Annotated in this window: 23 protein-coding genes; 15 read left to right on the top strand and 8 right to left on the bottom strand. The window is 66.9% G+C overall.

Annotated features, from left to right (window positions below; genetic code table 11):
- Positions 1-4 precede the first annotated feature (4 nt).
- From nuoN to queA, 11 genes are all read left to right on the top strand, one after another.
- Positions 5-1,435: an NADH-quinone oxidoreductase subunit NuoN gene (gene nuoN / locus ACWIGM_RS18125; RefSeq protein ID WP_454027347.1), complete on the top strand. Its 1,431-nt coding sequence runs from the start codon at positions 5-7 to the stop codon at positions 1,433-1,435.
- Between the two features lie 8 nt (positions 1,436-1,443).
- Positions 1,444-2,223, top strand: coding sequence for a biotin--[acetyl-CoA-carboxylase] ligase (locus ACWIGM_RS18130; protein ID WP_454027348.1), 780 nt, complete (start codon positions 1,444-1,446; stop codon positions 2,221-2,223).
- Between the two features lie 107 nt (positions 2,224-2,330).
- On the top strand, positions 2,331-4,001 hold the full coding sequence (locus ACWIGM_RS18135; protein WP_454027349.1) for a ribonuclease J: 1,671 nt from the start codon (positions 2,331-2,333) through the stop codon (positions 3,999-4,001).
- An 88-nt stretch (positions 4,002-4,089) separates the two neighbouring features.
- Positions 4,090-5,004, top strand: a complete 915-nt coding sequence (locus tag ACWIGM_RS18140; RefSeq protein WP_454027350.1) for a hypothetical protein — start codon at positions 4,090-4,092, stop codon at positions 5,002-5,004.
- Positions 5,001-5,405 (top strand): methylmalonyl-CoA epimerase, encoded by a 405-nt coding sequence (gene mce / locus ACWIGM_RS18145; protein ID WP_454027351.1) that lies wholly within the window; start codon positions 5,001-5,003, stop codon positions 5,403-5,405. The genes ACWIGM_RS18140 and mce overlap by 4 nt, the downstream gene beginning before the upstream one ends.
- Positions 5,406-5,407: 2 nt before the next feature.
- Positions 5,408-5,809, top strand: a complete 402-nt coding sequence (locus ACWIGM_RS18150) for a RidA family protein (RefSeq protein WP_454027352.1) — start codon at positions 5,408-5,410, stop codon at positions 5,807-5,809.
- The gene (locus ACWIGM_RS18155) at positions 5,806-6,036 is read left to right on the top strand and encodes a DUF1467 family protein (RefSeq protein ID WP_454027353.1); all 231 of its coding nucleotides are present in this window, start codon (positions 5,806-5,808) and stop codon (positions 6,034-6,036) included. The genes ACWIGM_RS18150 and ACWIGM_RS18155 overlap by 4 nt, the downstream gene beginning before the upstream one ends.
- Before the next feature lie 392 nt (positions 6,037-6,428).
- Positions 6,429-6,989, top strand: a complete 561-nt coding sequence (locus tag ACWIGM_RS18160) for a peptidylprolyl isomerase (protein WP_454027354.1) — start codon at positions 6,429-6,431, stop codon at positions 6,987-6,989.
- A 4-nt stretch (positions 6,990-6,993) separates the two neighbouring features.
- The gene (locus ACWIGM_RS18165) at positions 6,994-7,623 is read left to right on the top strand and encodes a hypothetical protein (protein ID WP_454027355.1); all 630 of its coding nucleotides are present in this window, start codon (positions 6,994-6,996) and stop codon (positions 7,621-7,623) included.
- Positions 7,623-8,090 (top strand): peptidylprolyl isomerase, encoded by a 468-nt coding sequence (locus ACWIGM_RS18170; RefSeq protein ID WP_454027356.1) that lies wholly within the window; start codon positions 7,623-7,625, stop codon positions 8,088-8,090. Before ACWIGM_RS18165 ends, ACWIGM_RS18170 begins: the two co-directional genes overlap by 1 nt.
- A 77-nt stretch (positions 8,091-8,167) precedes the next feature.
- Positions 8,168-9,253: a tRNA preQ1(34) S-adenosylmethionine ribosyltransferase-isomerase QueA gene (gene queA / locus ACWIGM_RS18175; RefSeq protein ID WP_454027357.1), complete on the top strand. Its 1,086-nt coding sequence runs from the start codon at positions 8,168-8,170 to the stop codon at positions 9,251-9,253.
- Between the two features lie 12 nt (positions 9,254-9,265).
- On the opposite strand, the gene ACWIGM_RS18180 is transcribed toward queA, so the two are convergent.
- Together ACWIGM_RS18180 and ACWIGM_RS18185 are read right to left on the bottom strand one after the other, a co-directional pair.
- Complete coding sequence (locus ACWIGM_RS18180) at positions 9,266-10,273, bottom strand: purine-nucleoside phosphorylase (protein WP_454027358.1); 1,008 nt, start codon at positions 10,271-10,273, stop codon at positions 9,266-9,268.
- A 58-nt stretch (positions 10,274-10,331) separates the two neighbouring features.
- Positions 10,332-10,736 carry a VOC family protein gene (locus tag ACWIGM_RS18185; RefSeq protein WP_454027359.1) on the bottom strand — a complete coding sequence of 135 codons (405 nt, stop codon included), beginning with the start codon at positions 10,734-10,736 and terminating at the stop codon, positions 10,332-10,334.
- Between the two features lie 70 nt (positions 10,737-10,806).
- Between ACWIGM_RS18185 and ACWIGM_RS18190 the strand changes: the two genes are divergently transcribed.
- From ACWIGM_RS18190 to ACWIGM_RS18205, 4 genes are all read left to right on the top strand, one after another.
- Positions 10,807-11,412, top strand: coding sequence for a TetR/AcrR family transcriptional regulator (locus ACWIGM_RS18190; protein WP_454027360.1), 606 nt, complete (start codon positions 10,807-10,809; stop codon positions 11,410-11,412).
- An 89-nt stretch (positions 11,413-11,501) separates the two neighbouring features.
- Positions 11,502-12,164, top strand: coding sequence for a tetratricopeptide repeat protein (locus ACWIGM_RS18195; RefSeq protein ID WP_454027361.1), 663 nt, complete (start codon positions 11,502-11,504; stop codon positions 12,162-12,164).
- Between the two features lie 104 nt (positions 12,165-12,268).
- A complete protein-coding gene (gene der / locus ACWIGM_RS18200; RefSeq protein WP_454027362.1) occupies positions 12,269-13,657 on the top strand; it encodes a ribosome biogenesis GTPase Der in 1,389 nt (462 codons plus the stop codon).
- Entirely contained in the window at positions 13,657-14,067 is a 411-nt protein-coding gene (locus ACWIGM_RS18205) for an NUDIX hydrolase (protein WP_454027363.1), read from the top strand. The genes der and ACWIGM_RS18205 overlap by 1 nt, the downstream gene beginning before the upstream one ends.
- 111 nt (positions 14,068-14,178) lie before the next feature.
- On the opposite strand, the gene ACWIGM_RS18210 is transcribed toward ACWIGM_RS18205, so the two are convergent.
- From ACWIGM_RS18210 to ACWIGM_RS18235, 6 genes are all read right to left on the bottom strand, one after another.
- Entirely contained in the window at positions 14,179-14,919 is a 741-nt protein-coding gene (locus ACWIGM_RS18210; protein ID WP_454027364.1) for an SDR family NAD(P)-dependent oxidoreductase, read from the bottom strand.
- Positions 14,920-14,938: 19 nt separating this feature from the next.
- Positions 14,939-16,408, bottom strand: coding sequence for an amidophosphoribosyltransferase (gene purF / locus ACWIGM_RS18215; protein WP_454027365.1), 1,470 nt, complete (start codon positions 16,406-16,408; stop codon positions 14,939-14,941).
- A gap of 29 nt (positions 16,409-16,437) precedes the next feature.
- Positions 16,438-17,151, bottom strand: coding sequence for a CvpA family protein (locus ACWIGM_RS18220; protein WP_454027366.1), 714 nt, complete (start codon positions 17,149-17,151; stop codon positions 16,438-16,440).
- Positions 17,152-17,258: 107 nt separating this feature from the next.
- Positions 17,259-18,659: a DNA repair protein RadA gene (gene radA, locus ACWIGM_RS18225; RefSeq protein ID WP_454027367.1), complete on the bottom strand. Its 1,401-nt coding sequence runs from the start codon at positions 18,657-18,659 to the stop codon at positions 17,259-17,261.
- Between the two features lie 7 nt (positions 18,660-18,666).
- Positions 18,667-19,797 (bottom strand): alanine racemase, encoded by a 1,131-nt coding sequence (alr, locus tag ACWIGM_RS18230; RefSeq protein WP_454027368.1) that lies wholly within the window; start codon positions 19,795-19,797, stop codon positions 18,667-18,669.
- Positions 19,794-21,287, bottom strand: a complete 1,494-nt coding sequence (locus tag ACWIGM_RS18235) for a replicative DNA helicase (protein ID WP_454027369.1) — start codon at positions 21,285-21,287, stop codon at positions 19,794-19,796. Before ACWIGM_RS18235 ends, alr begins: the two co-directional genes overlap by 4 nt.
- Positions 21,288-21,333: the final 46 nt, after the last annotated feature.

Genomic DNA, 21,333 nt, shown 5'->3' on the forward strand with positions numbered 1-21,333 from the left:
TCCGATGACCACCTTGCCCGCTCTCGGCCCGGCGCTTCCGGAAATCGTCATGGCGCTGGGCGCCATCGCCATGGTGCTCTACGGCGCGATCCAGGGCGAGCGCTCGACGCGCACGCTCGAGATCGCGGCGCTCGCGCTGCTGGCCCTGGCGCTGGTGCTCGTCCTGCGCGGCGAGGGCAAGGTCGTCACCTTCAACGGCGCCTTCATCGCCGACGGCTTCGCCCGCTTCATGAAGGTGCTGACGCTGATCGGCGCTGCCGCGGCGATCGTGCTCTCGGCCGATTTCCTGCGCCGCGACGGCGCCATGCGCTTCGAGTTCCCGATCCTCGTCGTCCTCGCCACCGTCGGCATGATGATGATGATCTCGGCCAGCGACCTGATCGGGCTCTATGTCGGCCTGGAGCTGCAATCGCTTGCGCTTTATGTCGTCGCCGCCTTCGACCGCGATAATCCGCGCTCGACCGAGGCCGGCCTGAAGTATTTCGTCCTCGGCGCGCTCTCCTCGGGCATGCTGCTCTATGGCTCGTCGCTGGTCTATGGCTTCACCGGCACAGTGAGCTATGCCGGCATCGCCGAGGCGGTGAAGGGCGGCCATCCCGGTATCGGCCTGATCATCGGCCTTGTCTTCGTCGCCGCCGGCGTCGCCTTCAAGATCTCGGCTGTGCCGTTCCATATGTGGACGCCGGATGTCTACGAGGGCGCCCCGACCCCGGTCGCGGCCTTCTTCGCCTCGGCGCCGAAGATGGCGGCGATGGCGATGACCGTGCGCATCTTCGTCGGTGCCTTCCCCGGCGCCCTGCACGACTGGCAGCAGATCATCGTCTTCATGTCGATCGCCTCGATGGCGCTCGGCGCCTTCGCCGCGATCGGCCAGACCAACATTAAGCGACTGCTGGCCTATTCCTCGATCGCGAACATGGGCTACGCCCTCGTCGGTCTCGCTGCTGGTACCGCGGCCGGCGTACAGGGCGTGATGACCTATATGGCGATCTATCTCGCCACCACGCTCGCCGCCTTCGCCTGCGTCCTGATGATGAACCGGGGCGGCAAGCCGGTCGAGGAGATCGGCGAGCTCGCCGGTCTGTCCCGCACCAATGGCTGGATGGCGTTTGCGATGTCGATGATGATGTTCTCGCTCGCCGGCATCCCGCCGCTCGCCGGCTTCTGGGCGAAGTGGTACGTCTTCCTCGCCGCGATCGAGGCCAAGCTCTACGTGCTCGCCGTGGTCGGCGTCGTTACCAGCGTCGTCGGCGCCTATTACTATCTGCGCATCGTCAAGGTGATCTATTTCGACGACGCCAAGCCCGCCTTCGACAAGGGCGACGCCGGCGTGCGTACCGTGCTGCTGATCTCGGCGCTGTTCGTGCTGGTGCTGTCCTTCCTGCCGGCGCCGCTGTTCGACTCCGCTGCTGTGGCAGCGAAGTCGCTGTTCTGAGGACCTAGGTGCTCGGCGAAGGCGCACGCGCCGCCGGCTATCGCCTGATTGTCCGCGACGAGGTCACCTCCACGATGGAGGAAGCGCGGCGGGCGCTGGGTGAAGGCGATCCCGGGCGACTCTGGATCGTCGCCCGGAGCCAGAATGCCGGCCGTGGCCGGCATGGCCGCCACTGGGGCTCGCCGCCCGGCAATCTCTACGCCAGCCTGCTCCTGGTCGCGCCATGCGAGCCGGCGCTGGCGCCGCAGCTCGGCTTCGTTGCGGGCCTTGCTTTGCACGATGCTGCTGCAGCCGTTACCGGCCTTTCCGCGCCGACACTCGCCCTGAAATGGCCGAACGACCTGCTGATCGGCGGGGCCAAGACCTCGGGCCTGCTGCTGGAGGGCGAGAACCGGGCAGGGCGCTTCAACGTCGTCATCGGTATTGGCGTCAACATTGCCTCCGCACCGGAGGGGACCCCTTATCCCGCCGCTCACCTTTCTGCCCATGCAGCAGATGCGACCGTAGAACGTCTGTTGGCAGCCCTGTCTGATGCCTGGCACCAGCGCTTCTCGGCCTGGTCATTGCCGGGGGGCTTTGGTCCGATCCGCGCCGCCTGGCTGGAGCGCGCCGCCTATCTCGGTGAGACCATCACCATGCGCCTGCCGGAGGGCCCGGTCTCCGGCCGCTTCCTCGGCCTCGATGCCTCCGGGCGGCTGGAGCTCGAAACCGAGGGCGGAAGGCGGCTGATCGACGCCGGCGACCTCTATTTCGGCTCGACATCGACACCACAAGCTCCGGCAGGTTGATGCAAGGCAGCCTGCCTCTCCTGCCGCTATGGAGGCGCGTCGGAGAGCATGCTAGGCCTGCCCGCCGCCCGCTTCGCCCGCCTCAGCATAGAACGTCAGGATAGCCAGTGACCCGTTCCAGCGACCAGCTCGTCTTCGTTCCGCTCGGCGGCCTCGGCGAGATCGGCATGAACGCCGCGCTCTACGGCTTCGGGCCGGAAAAGAAGCGCAAATGGATCCTGGTCGATTGCGGGCTCTCCTTCGCCGGGCCGGAAGTCCCGGGCGTCGACATCGTCCTGCCCGACCTCAGCTACATCATCGAGGACAGGGCCAACCTGCTCGGCATCGTCATCACCCACGCCCATGAGGACCACATCGGCGCACTCGCCGCGCTCTGGCCCTCGCTGCGTGCCCCGGTCTGGTGCACGCGCTTTGCCGCGGGCCTCTTGGCCACGCGGCGCCTGTCGGAGCCGGGCGCGCCCAAGGTCGAGATGAACATCGTCGCGCAGGGCGGACGTTTCACGCTTGGCCCATTCGACATCGAATTCGTGCCGGTGGCGCACTCGATCCCGGAATCGAACGCGCTCGCCATCCGCACCCCGGCCGGCCTCGTCGTTCACACCGGCGACTGGAAGATCGACCCGACCCCGCGCGTCGGCCTGCCGACCGACGAGGCCCGCCTGCGCGAGCTCGGCGAGGAAGGCGTCCTGGCGCTGGTCTGCGATTCCACCAATGTCCTGCGCGACGGCATCAGCCCGAGCGAGGCGGATGTCGCCGCCAAGCTGAAGGAGCTGGTCGCCTCGGCTCCGAACCGCGTGGCGGTCACCACCTTCGCTTCCAATGTCGCGCGTTTGCGTGCCGTGGCTGAAGCGGCGATGGCCAATCAGCGCGAGGTCGTCGTGGTCGGCCGCGCCATGGACCGCGTCATCGATGTCGCCCGCGAATGCGGCTTCCTCGATGGCATCCCCGCGTTCCGCGGTGTCGAGAACTATGGCTACCTGCCGCGCGACAAGGTCGTCGCGCTGGTGACCGGCAGCCAGGGCGAGCCGCGCGCCGCGCTCTCGCGCATCGCCGCCGACGACCACCCCGAGATCGCCCTTTCGCCCGGTGACCGGGTGATCTTCTCCTCGCGCACCATTCCCGGCAATGAGAAGGCGGTTGGCGCCATCCTCAACCGGCTGGCGCGCGACAATATCGAGATCATCACCGACCGCACCCATCTCGTGCACGTCTCCGGCCATCCGCGGCGTGAGGAGCTGGCGCGGCTCTATGGCTGGCTGAAGCCGAAGATCGCGATTCCGGCCCACGGTGAGGATCAGCATCTGGCCGAGCACGCCACCTTCGCCCGCAGCCTTGGCGTCAAGCATGTGCTGCGCGCGGGCAATGGCGACGTCGTCGCGATCGCCGAGGACGGCGCCCGCAAGCTCACTGAGGTCCGGCACGGCCGGCTCTATCAGGATGGCGAGCTCCTGGTCGGTGCGCTCGACCGCACCATCCCCGAGCGTCGCCGGCTCTCCTTCGTCGGCGTGATCTCGATCGCGGTCGCCCTCGATGAGAAGGGCGAGCTCGCCGGCGATCCCGAAGTGGCGCTGATCGGCCTGCCGCTTGCCGCCAAGGACGGCACGCCCTTCGACGACATCGTCGCCGACGCGGTCGAGGACCTGATCGAGGGCCTGCCCAAGGGCAAGCGCCGCGACCCGGAAGCCGTGCGCAACGCGCTTGAACGCGGCGTACGCGCCGCGGTCAACGAGGAGTGGGGCAAGAAGCCGCTGGTGAATGCGCTGGTGATCACGGTGTAGGATCGCTAGCGACAGTTCGAGATTCCCGGCTTGATTGAACCGGGGATCGGGCCGAACCTGTTCGCTCCTTCTGGATCCTGCTTGCGCCATGAACCCCGCTCCCATTCTGATGAATGTGGCCATCGAACCCCGGTTCAGGGCCGATCGGGTGCGTGTCATGGCGGCGCTGAGCGAGCTCGAAGCCTCCGATGGCAGCTTTCAGGTGCGGATCGACGAGGAGAGCGGGCAGATCATCATCGGCGGGGTCGGAGAAGATCAGCTTGCCGGCAAGGTTGAAGCCCTCCGACGCGACTACGGGCTCGACCTGAACACCGGCGGCCCGCAGGTCGCGTATCTCGAAACGATCTCGCAAAGCGTCGAGGTCGACTTTGTCCTCAAACAGATGGGCTGCCAGCGCGCCTTTGCTCGGATCAAACTCGCTCTCGCGCCACGCGGACGAGGGCAGGGCAATGCTTTCATCTCTGACGTCGAGCCCCACACGCTGCTAGAGGCATATCGGAGTGCCATCGGGCGAGGGATCGATCTGGTTCGGTGCTCTGGCGTTCTTGCGGGCTTTCCAGTGACCGACATCGCTATCAGGCTCCTCGACTGGGCCTATCATGACCTGGATTCGTCCGAGGCCGCTTTCGAAGAGGCAGCGCGTCGCGCTCTTCGTGAAGGGCTTCAAAAAGGCGTCTCGGTGCTGCTCGAACCGATCATGGCCTTAGAGGTTCGTGTACCGGGCGACGTTGTCGAGGCCGTTCTTGTAGACTTGCGAAAGCGCCGCGCAATTGTGCCGAGCCAGGAGACGGGCGGTTCGGCCGTGATTGTCGGCGCCACCGCTCCGCTTGCAAGCCTGTTCGGCTATGCGAATTCGCTCCGGGCAATGAGTGATGGGCACGGGGCGCATACAATGCGCTTCAGCCACTATGCGCCGGTCCCTTCGCTCAGCGATGATGGACCCTATCCAGCAGCGATGGCGCTGCGTATGCCGGCTGTTCTGGCTCTCGGAGATTCTGCATGATCGGACGCCTCAACCACGTCGCCATCGCCGTGAAGGACCTCGCCGCCTCGACCGCGCTTTATCGCGATACGCTCGGCGCCCGCGTCTCGCAGCCGCTGCCGCAGCCGGAGCACGGCGTCACCGTGGTCTTCGTCGAATTGCCCAACACCAAGGTCGAGCTTCTGGAGCCGATGGGTGCGGAATCGCCGATCGCAAAATTCCTCGAGCGCAATGCCGACGGGGGCATCCACCACATCTGCTACGAGGTCGACGACATCCTCGCCGCGCGCGACCGGCTGAAGGCGCAGGGCGCACGTGTGCTCGGCTCGGGCGAGCCGCGCATAGGCGCTCATGGCAAGCCGGTGCTCTTCCTCCACCCCAAGGATTTCTGCGGCACGCTCGTCGAGCTGGAGCAGGCCTGAGCATGACATCCGAGATCGCATTCTTCGGCGAGCCGGAAGCCGGCTCACCGCGGCCCTTCAGCCTTGCCACGCGAGCGGGCGGCCTCGTCTTCGTCTCCGGCCAATCGGCGCCGCATGATCCCGCGCTCGGCGTCTTCCGCGGCGATACGCCGGCCGAGGAGGTGCGCAACGCGCTGCTGCGCGTCGGCGTCATCCTGAAACAGGCCGGCTCCAGTCTCGATCGCGTCGTGCAGATGACGATGCTGATCACCGATCCCGGCGACTATGCCGCCTGCAATGCCGAATATGTAAAGCATTTCCCGAACGGCCTGCCGGCCCGGCACACGGCGCGGTTTGGCGTGCCGACGGAAGCCAGGGTCGCGTTCTCCTGCATCGCCTTGGCCGGGGAGGGCAGCGCATCATGACGATCGGCGGCGGGCTTGCGGTCTATTTCGTGATCTGGTGGACGGTGCTGTTCGTCACGCTGCCTTTCGGCGTGCGCAGCCAGGCGGAGAGCGGGACTGTCGAGAAGGGGACTGATCCGGGGGCGCCGGTCCTGCCCGGCCTCGCCAAGAAGGCGATCGCGACAACGATCATCGCCGCGATCGTTTTCTGCATCGTCTGGTATATCTGGACCCAGTTCGATATCTGAACAGCGTTCAGTATAGCCTAGCGTATAGTCCAAAACAAAAGGCAAGGCTTGCGCCTTGCCCTTGGAAGTCTGTTTTTTACCGCAGTATCGGCGCGCCATTATACCTGCGCACTCATATACTGAACGGCTGTTTGTTCCTCCCGAGACCTGGTCCGCGGCGCCCTGAAAACGGTCGGGCGAGCCAGCGCTGAATTGATTAGCGGATCGCAATAATGTTGTCACCTGTTTAGGCAACGCGCGACCGAACTTTTTGCAAAATTATTCCAGTTTGCTCTTGTGCGGTGCAACATTGTGCTTCGGCGGCGATTCAGCGCCTTGTTCCAGTCATAGGATGCCGCTACCTCGCTGCCTCAGATGCGCCGGGCCGTTCCGGCGGTCAGGAGACGTTTCCGATGCTTCGCACCACGCTCGCCGCCCTGGCATTTTCCGCTTCGATTGCCCTGGCTCACGCTCAGGCCCCCGCGCCGGCCAATCTCGATCCGCAGAACACCCTGGCGCTCGACACCAAGGACGGACGCGTCACCATTCGCCTGCGGCCGGATCTCGCGCCCAAGCATGTCGAGCAGATCAAGGCGCTGACCAAGCGCGGCTTCTATGACGGTATCGTCTTCCACCGCGTCATCGACGGCTTCATGGCCCAGACCGGCGATCCGAAGGGCGACGGCACCGGCGGCTCCGACCTGCCGAACATCCCGGCCGAATTCACCCCGACCCCCTACAAGGTCGGCTCGGTCGGCATGGCGCGCTCGCAGAGCCCGAACTCGGCCAATTCGCAGTTCTTCATCTGCTTCGAGGGCTGCGGCTCGCTGACCGGCCAGTACACTTTGTTCGGCGAGGTCGTCTCCGGCATGGACGCCGTGCGCAAGATCAAGAAGGGCAGCAGCGCCAATAACGGCTCGGTCAGCGGCCCCGACAAGATCATCCGCATGCGCCTGCTGGCCGACGCCAAATAAGCCCATGTACCGCTCGCGCGTCCCTGTGCTCGCGCTCCTGCTGCTGGCGTCAGCCAGCGGCACAGTGCTGGCGCAGGACACGCGCGATCTTGGCCTGCCGCCGGCCTCGGGCTTCCAGAACCCCGTCCTGCCGCCCCCCTCGGGCTCGCAGAACCCGGTGCTGCCGCCGCAATCGGGCCAGCGCTACATGCCGGGCATTGGCGGCCCGTTCGGCGAAGGTGCGCGCCGCCCGGTCGTGCCGCCGCCGACGCCCGGCGTCGATCGCGGCGTCATCGGTACCGTCAACCCGGAGACGATCGGCCTTGGCGAAGAGACCGTCGACCGGCTCGACCAGATCGGTCCGGCGCTGCGCCGCTGCTGGAAGCCGCCTGCGCTTGAGGCGGGAGGCAGTGCGAGCGCCAGCGTCCGCTTCAGCCTGCGCCGCGACGGCACGCTCTTCGGCCAGCCGCGCGTCACCTGGGAGATGCGGCGCGCGCCGCCCGGTCTGCGCGAGCGATTCACCGACTCGCTGATGCGCGCGGTGCGCGATTGCACGCCGATGAGGTTGTCGCCGGGGCTTGGAGGGAGTATCGCAGGCCGCCCGATTACCATCCGCTTCTTCGGCCGCGTGCCGACCAACGAAAGATCAGTCTGATGTCGCTCGATCCCGAGAACACCCTCGTCATGGAGACCACCAAGGGCCGCGTGGTGATCAAGCTGCGGCCGGATCTCGCCCCCAACCATGTCGAGCGCATCAAGCTGCTCGCCCGCGAGGGCTTCTATGACGGCATCGTCTTCCACCGCGTCATCGACGGCTTCATGGCGCAGGTCGGCTGCCCGCATGGCACCGGCACCGGTGGCTCGAGCTATCCGGACCTCGCCCAGGAGTTCAATGCCGAGCCGCATGTCCGCGGCATCTGCTCGATGGCCCGCGCCCAGAACCCGAACTCTGCCAACAGCCAGTTCTTCATCGTCTTCGACGACGCCCGCTTCCTCGACAAGCAGTACACGGTCTGGGGCCAGGTCGTGGAAGGCATGGAGAACGTTGACAACATCAAGCGCGGCGAGCCGGTGCGCGATCCCGACTCCATCGTCTCGCTGAAGGTGCAGGCGGACGCCTGAGGCGTTCCAGCGCTTCGCGAACACGGTCATCCCGGGTCGGCTTCTGGTCGGCCCGGGATGATTTTTTAGGATGGCCGATGGACGTCGACCTCTTCGACTTCGACCTGCCCGAGGAACGCATTGCGCTGCGGCCCGTGAGCCCGCGCGATGCCGCAAGGCTGCTCGTCGTCCGTCCCGGCACGCCCGAGCCCTTCGCGGATCGCGGCATCCGCGACCTCGTCGAGTTGCTGCAGCCGGGCGATGCGCTGGTGCTGAACGACACCCGCGTCATTCCCTCCCGGCTTTGGGGCCGGCGTTATCGCGGCGAGGCCTCGGCCCGCATCGAGATCATGCTCCACAAGCGTGAGGCGGATGATCGCTGGCGCGCTTTCGCCCGCCCGGCCAAGAAGCTAGCCATTGGCGAGACGGTCGTCTTCGACAGCGACGGCGCCGGCAATGCCTGCGAGCTTGCGCGACTTCAGGCCGAGGTCGAGGACAAGGGGGAGGGCGGCGATATCGGCCTGCGCTTCTCGCTGACCGGCCCCTATCTCGACGAGGCGATCGCGCGGCTCGGCGAATTGCCGCTACCGCCCTATATCGCCGGCAAGCGCGCGACCGACCAGGCCGACGCCCGCGACTACCAGACGACCTATGCGCGCGAGGAGGGCGCCGTCGCCGCGCCGACCGCCGGGTTGCATTTTACGCCGGAGCTTTTCGAAGCGCTGAAGAAGCGCGGCGTTTCCAGTCATTTCGTCACATTGCATGTCGGTGCCGGCACCTTCCTGCCGGTCAAGGCGGATGACACCGACGAGCATCGCATGCATGCCGAATGGGGCACGGTCGGCGCTGCGACGGCTGGCGCGCTCAATGCCGTCATGGCCGCGGGCGGGCGCATCGTCGCGGTCGGCACGACCTCGCTGCGCCTGCTCGAAAGCGCCACCGGCGAAGACGGGATCATCAAGCCGTTCTCGGGCGACACGGCGATCTTCATCACGCCGGGCTATCGCTTTCGCGCCGTCGACCTGCTGATGACCAATTTCCATCTGCCGCGCTCGACGCTGTTCATGCTGGTCAGCGCCTTCAGCGGGCTCGATGTGATGAAACGCGCCTATGCCCACGCCATCGCCGAGGGCTATCGCTTCTACTCCTATGGCGATGGCAGCCTGCTGTTCCGGGCCGACTGAACGGCCTGAGCGCTACTTTGCCGGCAGCGGCGGCACGCCCTTCTGCCACTCGCCCCAGTTGCCGACGATGTGATCGACGACGCGCGAGCCGACTGCCTCGACATTGGCGACGGTCTCGGCGAAGCCGCCGGCCGTCTGGCCCGGCGCCGGGTCGAGATGCTGCAAGGTCGTCTCGTTCGGATTGCCCTGGTCGAAATTGACCGCGCCGCGCAGGCTGAGGATCCGGTCGGTGCCGAACTGGCGCTTGATCACCAGGGTGATCGCCGCCGCCTCCATCTCGGTGATGACATAGTCGTCGGCACCATAGAGCTTGGCCATGTATTGCGCCTCCTTCGACAGGCCCGGCCCGTGGAAGAAGGTGTCGCCGGTCATGTGTGTGCCGGTCTGGACGGAGGGCGCCGCCCGCGCTTTCTCGTCCGGATAGCGCTGGCGGTACTGCTTTGCCGACTCGGAATCCTGAAGATTTACGCCGGCGCTGAGCCTTGTCGCCCAGCCGACCAGGGTCGGATTGAGCTTGAACACCCGGTACTCCTCATAGCCTTTGCGCGGCATGAAGACCGGCTCGCCCGGCTTGCTTTCCCCCGGCGCCCAGCGATGGCCGAGATCGTAGTCGACCAGCCAGCTGCCCCAGGAGACGTCACCGATCGTGCCGCGTGAGGGCGGCGTGCCGGCGACGCCGGTGATGACGAAATAGGCCTGCGAGAAATCGTACCCCGGATCGAGCAGGATCGCCTGCATCGAGGAGGAGGAATTGACCTTGCCCATGCCGAGCACGGCGCCGCAAACGCCGTCGCCGTTGCAGTAGACCGGCTTCAAGGCGCCGCGCGCCTCGTGCGGCTGGCTCTTCTGCCAGTAGCGTTCATACCAGTGCTGGAACTCGCCGGCCCGGTCGCCGGTATTGGCACCGATCTCGAACATCGAGGCGACGAAGACCTTGACCTTGATCGGCGCCGCCTCGGCCGCACCGAGCGAGGCGAGGGCGAGAAGGGCTGCTCCGAGCCCGCTGGCGATCCGGTTCATGGCGACCTCCCTTGCGATGGCAGAAGCGTAAGCAAGGTGCCTGCCATGAACGGCGTGATCAAGCATGGCCTTCGGGCGGGGCGCTCATCGGGATCGGCTTGATCACATCGATCAGCACGCCGTTCGGATCGGCGGTGATGAAGTGGCGCTGGCCGAACCATTCGTCACGCAGTTCCTGCAGGATCGGCAGCCCGGCCGCCTTGAGGCGCGCATGCTCCGTGTCGACATCCTCGACCTCGAAGTTCAGGATCAGCCCGCTGACGCGCCCGCGGCCGGGCAGGGGGATCGTCTCATGGCTGCCATTCAGCACTGCCAGCGTGACCCGCTCGTCCGCGGTCGATTGCAGATGGACATACCAATCGGCCTCGAACAGGGCCTCGAAGCCGAAATGGGCGGTATAGAAAGCGGCGGTCTCGGCGACCTTCTCGGTCATGATCACCGGGTAATAGCTCGTGACTTTCATGGGCTTGCCTGTCTTTCGTCATAAACATACATTCTGTATGTTTCGATGAAATAACATACAGGCTGCACGTATGCAAGAGATAGCGCGCCGGTCCAACAAGGATCGCTCGGACACCACCCGCGCTGCGCTGATCGCGGCGGGGCGCAAGCTCTTCGTCAGCCGCGGCTATGCCGAGACCGGCACGCCCGAGCTGGTCGCCGAGGCGGGAGTGACGCGGGGCGCGCTCTATCACCACTTCGCCGACAAAAAGGCGCTGTTCCGGGCCGTGGTCGAGGCGGAGTCGGCCGCGGTCGCGCACGAGATCGAGAGCGCGGCCCGGCCCGGCCTTTCGCCGCTTAAGGCACTCAGCAAGGGCGGTGCGGCCTTCCTGGAGGCGATGCAGGTGCCGGGCCGGACCCAATTGCTGCTGATCGATGCCGCCGCGGTGCTCGGCCGCGAAGAACTCGACGCGATCGACGCTCGCCATGCAGGGCGCACCTTGCATGAAGGTCTTGACGCCGCGATGCGGGCTGGTGCTCTGCCGCCCCTGCCATTGGCGGCGACCGCACAACTGCTCGGCGCCGCTTATGACAGGGCCTCGCTCGCTCTTGCTGCCGGGGGCGATACGGGGGAATGGCGCAAGCTCATCGACACGGTGCTCGCCGGATTGGCTGCGCCGGGCGCATCGCGACCATAGGCTGGCGCTGACGGCGCTGTGTGGCCGTTGCGGCTCGCATTCCGCCGGCAAAGATGCTACCCGGCTGGCGAAAGCAGTTTTGAGGCGTCATGTCCGATATTTTCCGCGAGATCGATGAGGAGGTTCGCCGCGACAAGGCGACCGCCATCTTCAAGAAGTATGGCAATGTCTTCATCGCCATCGCCGTGCTGGCTGTCGCCGGCGTCGGTGGCTGGCAGTTCTGGCAGCAGCAGGAGCGCAAGAAGGCCGAGGCCGTCGGCGCCAAGTTCGAGGCCGCGGTACGCGCCTCGCGCGACAATGACGCCAGTGCAGCCGAGGCGACGCTGACCGAGCTCGCCGCCAATGCGCCCGCGGGCTATCGCCAGCTCTCGCGTTTCCGCCTCGCGGCCGAGGTCGGCAAGCGCGACGCGGCAGCCGGTGCGACGGCCTTCGATGCGATCGCCGGCGACGCTTCACTCGATCAGTATTATCGCGAGCTCGCCCGCCTGCGCGCCGGCCTGCTGCGCGTCGACATTGTGCCCTATGCCGATCTGCGCAAGGAGCTCGAGCCGCTGACGACACCGACCGGGCTCTGGCGCCATTCGGCCCGCGAATTCCTCGGCATTTCCGCGCTCAAGGCCAATCTCTTCGACGATGCCGGGCGCTGGTTTGACGCTGTCGTCGCCGATCCGCAATCGCCGCAGGTGCTGCGCCAGCGCGTCGAGCTCTATCTGACGCTGGTGCGCGGCGGCCCCGTTACCATCAAGAACTGAAATCGGGCGCCGCTGTCACAGGCGGCCGCCCCCAGGCTAGGGTTTCGGACCGGATAGTGGGGGCACTTTCCGGACGAGGCCCAATGCTGCATTAAAGACGGATCATGAGCGCCACCATCGCCATCGTCGGCCGGCCCAATGTCGGCAAGTCGACCCTGTTCAACCGGCTCGTCGGCAAGAAGCTCGCGCTCGTCGATGATCAGCCCGGCGTCACGCGCGATCGCCGCGAGGGCGAGGCCAGCCTCGGCCATCTGCGCTTCACGGTGATCGATACCGCCGGCCTCGAAGAGGCCGACAAGGATTCGCTTGCCGGCCGCATGCGCGCCCAGACCGAAACCGCGATCGAACAGGCCGACGTCATCCTGTTCATGATCGACGCCAGGCTCGGCCTGACGCCGATGGACCAGCCTTTCGCCGAGCTGGTGCGCCGCTCCGGCAAGCCCGTGATCCTGCTCGCCAACAAGGCCGAGGGCAACAAGGGCAAGGACGGCGTCGTGGAGGCCTATTCGCTCGGCCTCGGTGACCCGGTGCCGTTCTCGGCCGAACACGGCGAGGGCACCTCCGACCTGCTGGAGGCGCTGGCACCCTATATCGTCGACGAGCCCGAGGAGGACGAGGAGGAGGCCTGGGTCGATGTGCCTGCCGAAGCCCCGTCGGACGAGGACGTCGATCCGAACCGGCCGCTGCGCGTCACCATCATCGGCCGCCCGAACGCCGGCAAGTCGACCCTGGTCAACCGGATGATCGGCGAGGAGCGCCTGCTGACCGGCCCCGAGGCCGGCATCACCCGCGATACCATCTCGGTCGAATGGGAATGGCGTGGCCGCCCGGTCAAGCTGTTCGATACCGCGGGCATGCGCAAGCGCGCCCGCATCGACGAGAAATTGGAGAAGCTCGCCGTGGCGGATTCGCTGCGTGCCATCCGCTTCGCCGAGGTCGTCGTCGTGCTGCTCGACGCGACCATCCCCTTCGAGAAGCAGGACCTGACCCTGGCTGACCTGACCGAGCGCGAAGGCCGCGCCGTCGTCATCGGCCTGAACAAATGGGACCTCGTCGCCGACAAGCAGGGCCTGCTCGCCGAGCTCAAGGAGAAGGCGCATCACCTCTTGGCGCAGATCCGCGGCGTCGAGATCGTGCCGCTCTCGGGGATCGCGGGCGAAGGCATCGACCGGCTGATGCAGGCGGTGTTCCGCTCCTATGAGGTCTGGAACCGCCGTGTCTCGACGGCGAAGATCAACCGCTGGCTCGAAGGCGTGCTCTCAGCCCATCCGCCGCCGGCGGTGGCCGGCCGGCGCATCAAGATCCGCTATATGACGCAGGCCAAGGCGCGGCCGCCGACCTTCGCGCTGTTCGGCAACCAGCTCGAGCATCTGCCGGTCTCCTATCTGCGCTATCTCACCAATAATCTGCGTGAGGCGTTCGAGCTGCCGGGCACGCCTGTCCGGCTCCATACCCGCGGCGGCGCCAACCCTTACGACAAGAGCAAGGGCTGATGCTGGAGACCGTCAGCGCGCTGTTCCTGCGCGCCGACGGGCGGGTGCTGCTCGGCCTGCGCGCCTCCTGGAAGCGCGCCTGGGCCGATCACTGGGACGCGATCGGCGGTCGGATCGAACAGGACGAGGCGCGCGAGGCAGCGCTTATCCGCGAATGCCGCGAGGAGGTCGGGCTGACGCCGCTGACCTACCGCTTGATGCTTTCGGCACAGGAGCGCTTCCCCGAGCGCAACGGCGTGGCATTGCACCACATCTATGTCGTCTCGGGCTGGGAGGGTGGCGAGGCGGAGAACCTCTCCGATGAGCATGTCCGGATCGGCTGGTTCTCGCTCGACGAGATGGCGGCGTTGCCGAACCTGACCGTGCCGGACCTGATCGCGGTGGTGCGGGAATATGCGGCTGCGCCGTGAAAGGACGTCATGCTCGCCCTTGTGGCGAGCATCCACGTCTTGAACACAGACCGCGGCAAGGGAAGACATGGATGGTCGGGACAAGCCCGACCATGACGGGGAGGGCTGTCTCTACGCCGGCATCTGCGGCGTCAGCAGCTTGCCCTGCGGGAAGTCGAAGATCTTGCCGGTCTCGCTCCAGTCGGGCGCGGCGATCGCGACCAGATGCGGCGCCAGGTCTTCCGGCGTCTTCAGCGTCATCGGATCCTCGCCCGGCATCGCCTGCGCCCGCATGCGGGTCCGCAACGGGCCGGGATTGACCAGCATGACCCGCAGATTGGTCGAGCGCGTCTCGTCGGCATAGCTGCGCGCCATCGCCTCGAGCGCGGCCTTGGAAACGGCATACGGAGCCCAGTAGGCTAGGCCCTTATGCGCTGCGCCGGAGGAGACGAAGATCGCCCGGCCGGTTTCGGACGCCTTCAGCGCCGGCTCGACCGACTTCAGCAATCGCCAGTTGGCGCTGACATTGATGTCGAAGACCTCGGACCATTCCTTGGCGCTGACATGGGTCAGCGGCGCGAGCGGGCCGAGGATGCCGGCATTGGCGAGCAGGATGTCGAGCCTGCCCCAGCGCTCCAGCAGGGCAGGGCCGAGCTTTTCGATCGCAGCGCCGTCGGCGAGGTCGGCCGGCACCAGCGTCGCGCTGCCGCCGATCGCCCGGATCTCGTCGTCGAGCTCTTCCAGAGCGCCGGTGGTGCGCGCCAGCGCGATCACATGGGCGCCGGCCTCGGCGAAGGCGAGCGCCGCAGCGCGGCCGATGCCGCGCGACGCGCCGGTGACGAGCGCTATGCGCCCTTCCAGAGGCTTGGTCATGAACGTCCCGTCGAAAGGCTCAGCCGGCGGCGAGCAGCGACATTTCCTGCTTGGCGCTCTCGCCGACGACATCGGTCAACGAGGTTGGATATTCGCCGGTGAAGCAATGGTCGGTGAATTGCGGCCGGGTCGGGTCGCGCCGTTCATGGCCCATCGCCTTGTAGAGCCCGTTGACCGAGATGAAGGCGAGCGAATCGGCGCCGACGAACTGGCGCATCTCCTCGAGCGAATGCGTCGCGGCGAGCAGCTTCGCCTGATCGGGCGTGTCGATGCCGTAATAATCGGGATGGGTGATCGGCGGCGAGGAGATGCGGAAATGCACCTCGCGGGCGCCGGCCTCGCGCATCATCTTGACGATCTTCAGCGAGGTCGTGCCGCGCACGATCGAATCGTCGACCAGCACGATGCGCTTGCCCTCGACCACGCTGCGATTGGCCGAATGCTTCAACCGCACGCCGAGCTCGCGCACCTTCTGCGTCGGCTCGATGAAGGTGCGGCCGACATAGTGGTTGCGGATGATGCCGAGCTCGAACGGGATACCGCTCGCCTGGGCATAGCCGAGCGCTGCCGGCACGCCGGAATCCGGCACCGGAACGATCACGTCGGCATCGGCAGGCGCTTCCGCTGCGAGCTGCGCGCCCATCGCCTTGCGACGCTCATAGATGCTGCGGCCCTTCACGATCGAATCCGGCCGGGCGAAGTAGATGTACTCGAAGATGCAGGGGCGCTCGGGCACGGGCGGGAAGGGCTTGTGGCTCTCGATGCCCTGCTCGGAGATGACGACGACCTCGCCATTCTCGATCTCGCGCACGAACTTGGCGCCGATGATGTCGAGCGCACAGGTCTCGGAAGTCAGGATCGGGCAGCCGTTCAGTTCGCCGAGCACCAGCGGACGGATGCCGAGCGGATCGCGGGCGCCGACCAGCTTCTTGTTGGTGATGCCGACGAAGGCATAGGCGCCCTCGATCTGGCGAAGCGCGTCGATGAAGCGCTCGATGAATTTAGGCTTGCGGCTGCGCGCCACGAGATGGAGCAGGACCTCGGTGTCGGAGGTCGACTGGTAGATCGCGCCGTCGCGGACGAGGTTGCGCCGCAGCGTCAGCCCGTTGGTCAGGTTGCCGTTATGCGCCACCGCGAAGCCGCCGCCATGCAGCTCGGAGAAGAGCGGCTGGACGTTGCGCAGGATGGTCTCGCCGGTGGTCGAGTAGCGGACATGGCCGATCGCCTGCTTGCCCTTGAGCTTCTCGATCACGCTGGCATCGGAGAAGGCGTCGCCGACGAGGCCGAGCTGGCGCTCGGTATGGAAGCGATGCCCGTCGAAGGAGACGATGCCGGTCGCTTCCTGGCCGCGATGCTGGAGCGCGTGCAGGCCGAGGGCCGTCAGCGCCGCCGCGTCGTCATGGCCGAAGATGCCGAACACGCCGCATTCCTCGCGCAAACGATCGGCGTTCGGGTCGAACACGGCGTCGGCATCGTGGATCTGGCTCATCGCAGGCTCCATTCGGCTTCTGGCTCCAATCAGGGCCGGCGTTGCGCCGGGGCGGGCGTCGCGCCGGTGGCGGCCGGGGCAGTCGTATCAATCACGCGCTGCAGCGCCTGCCGGTCGGTGGCGGGCGCCTGGGTGCGGCGCTGCGGGTCGGCCGGGGCGGTGCCGGCCGGCGGGTTGGCGCCGGGCGTGCGCGGCTCCTCGGCCGGCGGCTCGGTCGTCTCAGGCGCCTTCGGCTGCAGCAGCTTCTTCACGAACTCTGAATCGATATCCTGCGGCAACATTGTGAGCAGGCTGCGGCCGGTTTCTTCCAGCAGTGGCTTCGAGCGCGAATCGCGCGCCCAGGCCGGCTGCATCTTCTCCGGCACGAGCGCGGTGAAGAAGAGATAGCCGACGACCGCGAGCAGCAGGCCGCGGGCGGCGCCGAAGACGAAGCCGAGGGTGCGGTCGAGCGCGCCGATGCGCGAATCGAGCACGAAGTCCGAGATCCGGGCCGTGATCAGCGAGACGACGATCAGCGTGCCCAGGAACAGCGCGGCGATTACCGCGACCAGCGCCACGGTCTTGTTGGGAATGTACTGCTGCGCCAGCGGCAGCAGCTGCGGGTGGAAGATCCAGGCGACGACGGCTGCGGCGGCCCAGGATGCGATCGCCAGCACTTCGCGCGTCAGCCCGCGCACGGCTGCCAGCAAAGCCGAGATCAGCACCACGCCGATGACGACGAGATCGAGAATGGTCACAGGCATGTCAGGGCCGCTTCGCTGCAAAATCGGGGCCGGCACGCGTCAAATGGGTGGGCCGGGCGGATTTTGCTATACCCGCTCGCGTGCCGCGCGTCACCCATGCAGTCGGCTCATTTTGCACTGCGGCGAGGGGCGCTCGCCGCGATTTCTGCAACGAGTTCGCCAACGTGGCTAAGGCGCCGCAGTCTCAGGCCGTTTCCGTCGCCGATATCGGCTCCCGCCGAAGGCAGGACGGCGCTCTCGAAACCGAGCTTGGCAGCCTCTCGCAGCCGCGCTGCAGCGACCGAGACGGGTCGGATCGCGCCCGACAAGGCGATCTCGCCGAAATGAACCGCGCCCGAGGGGAGGATAGCGCCGGTCAGCGAGGAGACAAGCGCGGCGGCCACGGCAAGGTCCGCCGCCGGCTCGCCGACGCGCAGGCCGCCGGCAACGTTGAGATAGACATCGTGCTGGCCGAGCTTCAGGCCGCCATGCGTCTCCAGCACGGCCAGCACCATGGCGAGACGGCTGTTCTCCCAACCGACCACGGCGCGGCGCGGCGTGCCGAGTGCGCTCGGTGCGACCAGCGCCTGGATTTCGACCAGCACCGGCCGCGTGCCTTCGATGCTGGCGAGCACAGCGGCGCCCGGTGCGTCCTGGTCGCGTCCCGCGAGGAACAGGGCAGAGGGGTTTCCGACTTCGGAGAGGCCGGCGCCGGTCATCTCGAAGACGCCGATCTCGTCGGTCGCACCGAAACGGTTCTTCTGGCCGCGCAGAATGCGGAAGGAGTGCGTGCCTTCGCCTTCGAAGGACAGCACGGCATCGACCATGTGCTCGACCACGCGCGGCCCGGCGATCTGGCCATCCTTGGTGACGTGGCCGACCAAGATCAGGCAGGCGCCGGAGGTCTTGGCATAGCGGATCAGCGCCTGGGCCGAGCCGCGCACCTGGGTCACCGTGCCGGGCGCGCTCTCGACCTCGGAGGACCACATGGTCTGGATCGAATCGATCACCACGAGGGCAGGGCGCTCGCCCTGGCCGAGGGTCGCGATGATGTCCTCGATATTGGTTTCGGCCGCGAGGTCGACCGGCGCCTCGGCGAGGCCCATGCGCTGGGCGCGTAGGCGGACCTGGCTGGTCGATTCCTCGCCGGAGACATAGACGACGCGCCGGCCGGTCATCGCCATGGCGGCGCAGGCCTGCATAAGCAGCGTCGACTTGCCGATGCCGGGATCGCCGCCGATCAGGAGGACCGAGCCCGGCACGAAGCCGCCGCCGGTGACACGGTCGAGCTCGCCGATGCTGGAGACGATGCGCGGCGCGTCCTGCGTCTCGCCCTTCAGGCTCTCCAGCGCGAAGATGCGACCGCGCGCGCGCCCACCCGAGGGCGGCCGGCCGCCACCGGGAACCGGCGCGGCCTGCGCCTCCTCGGACAGAGACGACCAGGTGCCGCAGGAATCGCACTTGCCTTGCCAGCGGTGGTAGACCGCGCCGCAGGCCTGGCAGATGTAAGTCGGGCCGCGCTTGGCCATTTACGCCCTAGAGCCCGACATAGCGCCGCGCATGGCGGCGGCCGAGGCTGGTCAGGATCTCGTAGCCGATCGTCTTGGCGCCGGCGCCGACCGCCTCCAGATCGAGCTCGCCGCCGATCAGCGTCACCGGCGCGCCGCGTAGGGCCGCATCGGCGGGGGCGTCGGAGACGTCGACGATGATCAGGTCCATCGAGACCGTACCGACGAAGGGGCAGCGCACGCCGCCGACCAGCGCCGAGCCGCCCTGCGAGCGATCGGTCCAGCTGCCATTGCGCGGATAGCCGTCGGCATAGCCCAGGCAGATGGTCGCGAGCTTGCGCCGGCTTTTCGCCGTCCAGGTGCCGTTATAGCCGACCTGCGTCCCGGCCTCGACCTCGCGCAGCTGGATGATCTGCGCCTCGAGCCCGACCACGGGCTGCATCGGATTCGGCTTTCCGGGCGTCGGATTGCCGCCATAGAGCGCATAGCCCGGGCGGGTGAGCTGGTAGGATGGACAGCCCGAGAGGAAATGGCCGGACGAGTTCAGCAGCGAGGCTGGCACGCCGGGAAAGGCAGCGGCGATCTCGGCGAAGGCTGCGATCTGCCGGGCATTGGCCGGGTCGTCGATTACCTCCGAGGCGGCAAAATGGCTCATCACCAGCCCGATCCCAGCGGCGGCGATCACGCCGCTCTTCTCGCGCGCCAGGTCGAGGCCTTCGCCCGGCCAGAGCCCGAGCCGGTTCATCGCCGTGTCGACATGCAGCGCCGCCTGCCTGACTCTGGCGCCGCTCTGCCGGAATCCGGCCCATTCGAGCAGCTCCTCATGCGAGCCCAGCACCGGAGAAAGGTCGTGCTCGGCATAAATCCCGCCTGTTTCCGGCGCGAGGCCGTTGAGCACATAGATCGTCGCCTCAGGTGCGACCGCACGGGCCCGAACCGCTTCTGAGAGATGCGCGACGAAGAAGGTCTTGCAGCCAGCCTTGGCAAGGGCCGTGACGGCTGGCTCGATGCCGATGCCATAGGCATTGGCCTTGACCACCGCCGAGGCCTCCGTGCCGGCACGCTGCTTCAGCATGCGCCAATTGGCGACGAGCGTACCGAGGTCGATTGTCAGGATGGCGCCGTGGCCGGCATTCTCGGGCGTGTCGAAGGCGTTCATTCAAGGCGTTCCGGTAGATGGCTCTGGTCGGCCCTGTCGGAGAAGCGCGTCACGTCGGCGTCGAACTGCAGGGCGACGGTTCCGGTCGGGCCGTGGCGCTGCTTGCCGATGATGAGCTCGGCGAGCCCATGGGCCGCCTCCATCTCCATCACCCATTTGTTGTGCTCATCGGTGCCCGGCCGGGGCTCCTTGGCCTTGAGATAGTACTCTTCGCGATAGACGAACATAACCACGTCGGCGTCCTGCTCGATCGAGCCGGATTCACGCAGGTCCGAGAGCTGCGGGCGCTTGTCATCGCGGTTTTCGACCTGACGCGAGAGCTGGGAGAGCGCGATGATCGGGACGTTGAGCTCCTTGGCCAGCGCCTTCAGGCTGGTGGTGATTTCGGTCAGCTCCTGCACGCGGTTCTCGCCCTTCTTCGACGAACCGGAGAGGAGCTGGAGGTAGTCGATGAACAGGACGTCGAGCCCCTTCTGGCGCTGCAGCCGGCGGGCGCGGGCGACGAGCTGGGCGATCGAGATGCCGCCGGTCTGGTCGATATAGAGCGGCAGCTTCTCGATCTGGGCGGCAACGTCGGTCAGCCGGGCGAAATCCGCCTCGGTGATGCGGCCCTGCCTGATCTTGTAGGACGAGATGCTGGATTGCTCTGCGACGATACGGGTGGCCAGCTGGTCGGCCGACATTTCGAGCGAGAAGAAGCCGACGATGGCGCCGTCGACCGACTTGATCGAGCCATCCTCCTGGCGCTCGCCGCGCCAGGCCTTGGCCATGTTGAAGGCGATGTTGGTGGCGAGCGAGGTCTTGCCCATGGCCGGGCGGCCGGCGAGCACGATCAGGTCGGAGCGCTGCAGGCCGCCCATGCGCTGGTCGAGGTCGCGCAGGCCGGACGAGATGCCGGAGAGGCCGCCGGCGCGCTGGAAGGCGCTCGCGGCCATGTCGATAGCGAGCCGCAGCGCCCCGTCGAACTTCTGGAAGCCGCCCTCGTAGCGCCCCTTCTCGGCGAGCGCGTAGAGCTTGCGCTCGGCATCCTCGATCTGCTCGCGCGGCGCCATCTCGACCGGCGCGTCATAGGCGACGTTGACCAGTTCCTCGCCGACGCCGATCAGCTGGCGGCGGATGGCGAGGTCATAGATGGTCCGGCCATAGTCGGCGGCGTTGATGACGGTCGTCGCCTCGGCCGCGAGCCGGGCGAGATATTGCGGCGCGGTGATGCCGCCGAGGTCGATCTCGCCGACGAAGGTCTTGAGCGTGATCGGCGTCGCGATCTTGCCCGCCCGGATCATGCTACTCATCAGCTCGAAGATCCGCCGGTGCAGCTCCTCGAAGAAGTGCTCGGGCTGCAGGAAGTCCGAGACCCGGTAGAACGCGTCGTTGTTGACCAGGATGGCGCCCAGCAGCGCCTGCTCCGCCTCGATATTGTGCGGCTGGACGCGGAAATTCGCCTCTTGGTTTGTCTCGAGGCGGGCGACGAGGGCGGTGGCGCTGGACATGGCTCTGGATAGGTCAATGCCGGCGAGTCATGAACCTGAACAAAAT

It is taken from the genome of Allobosea sp. NPDC055332, from assembly GCF_053645455.1.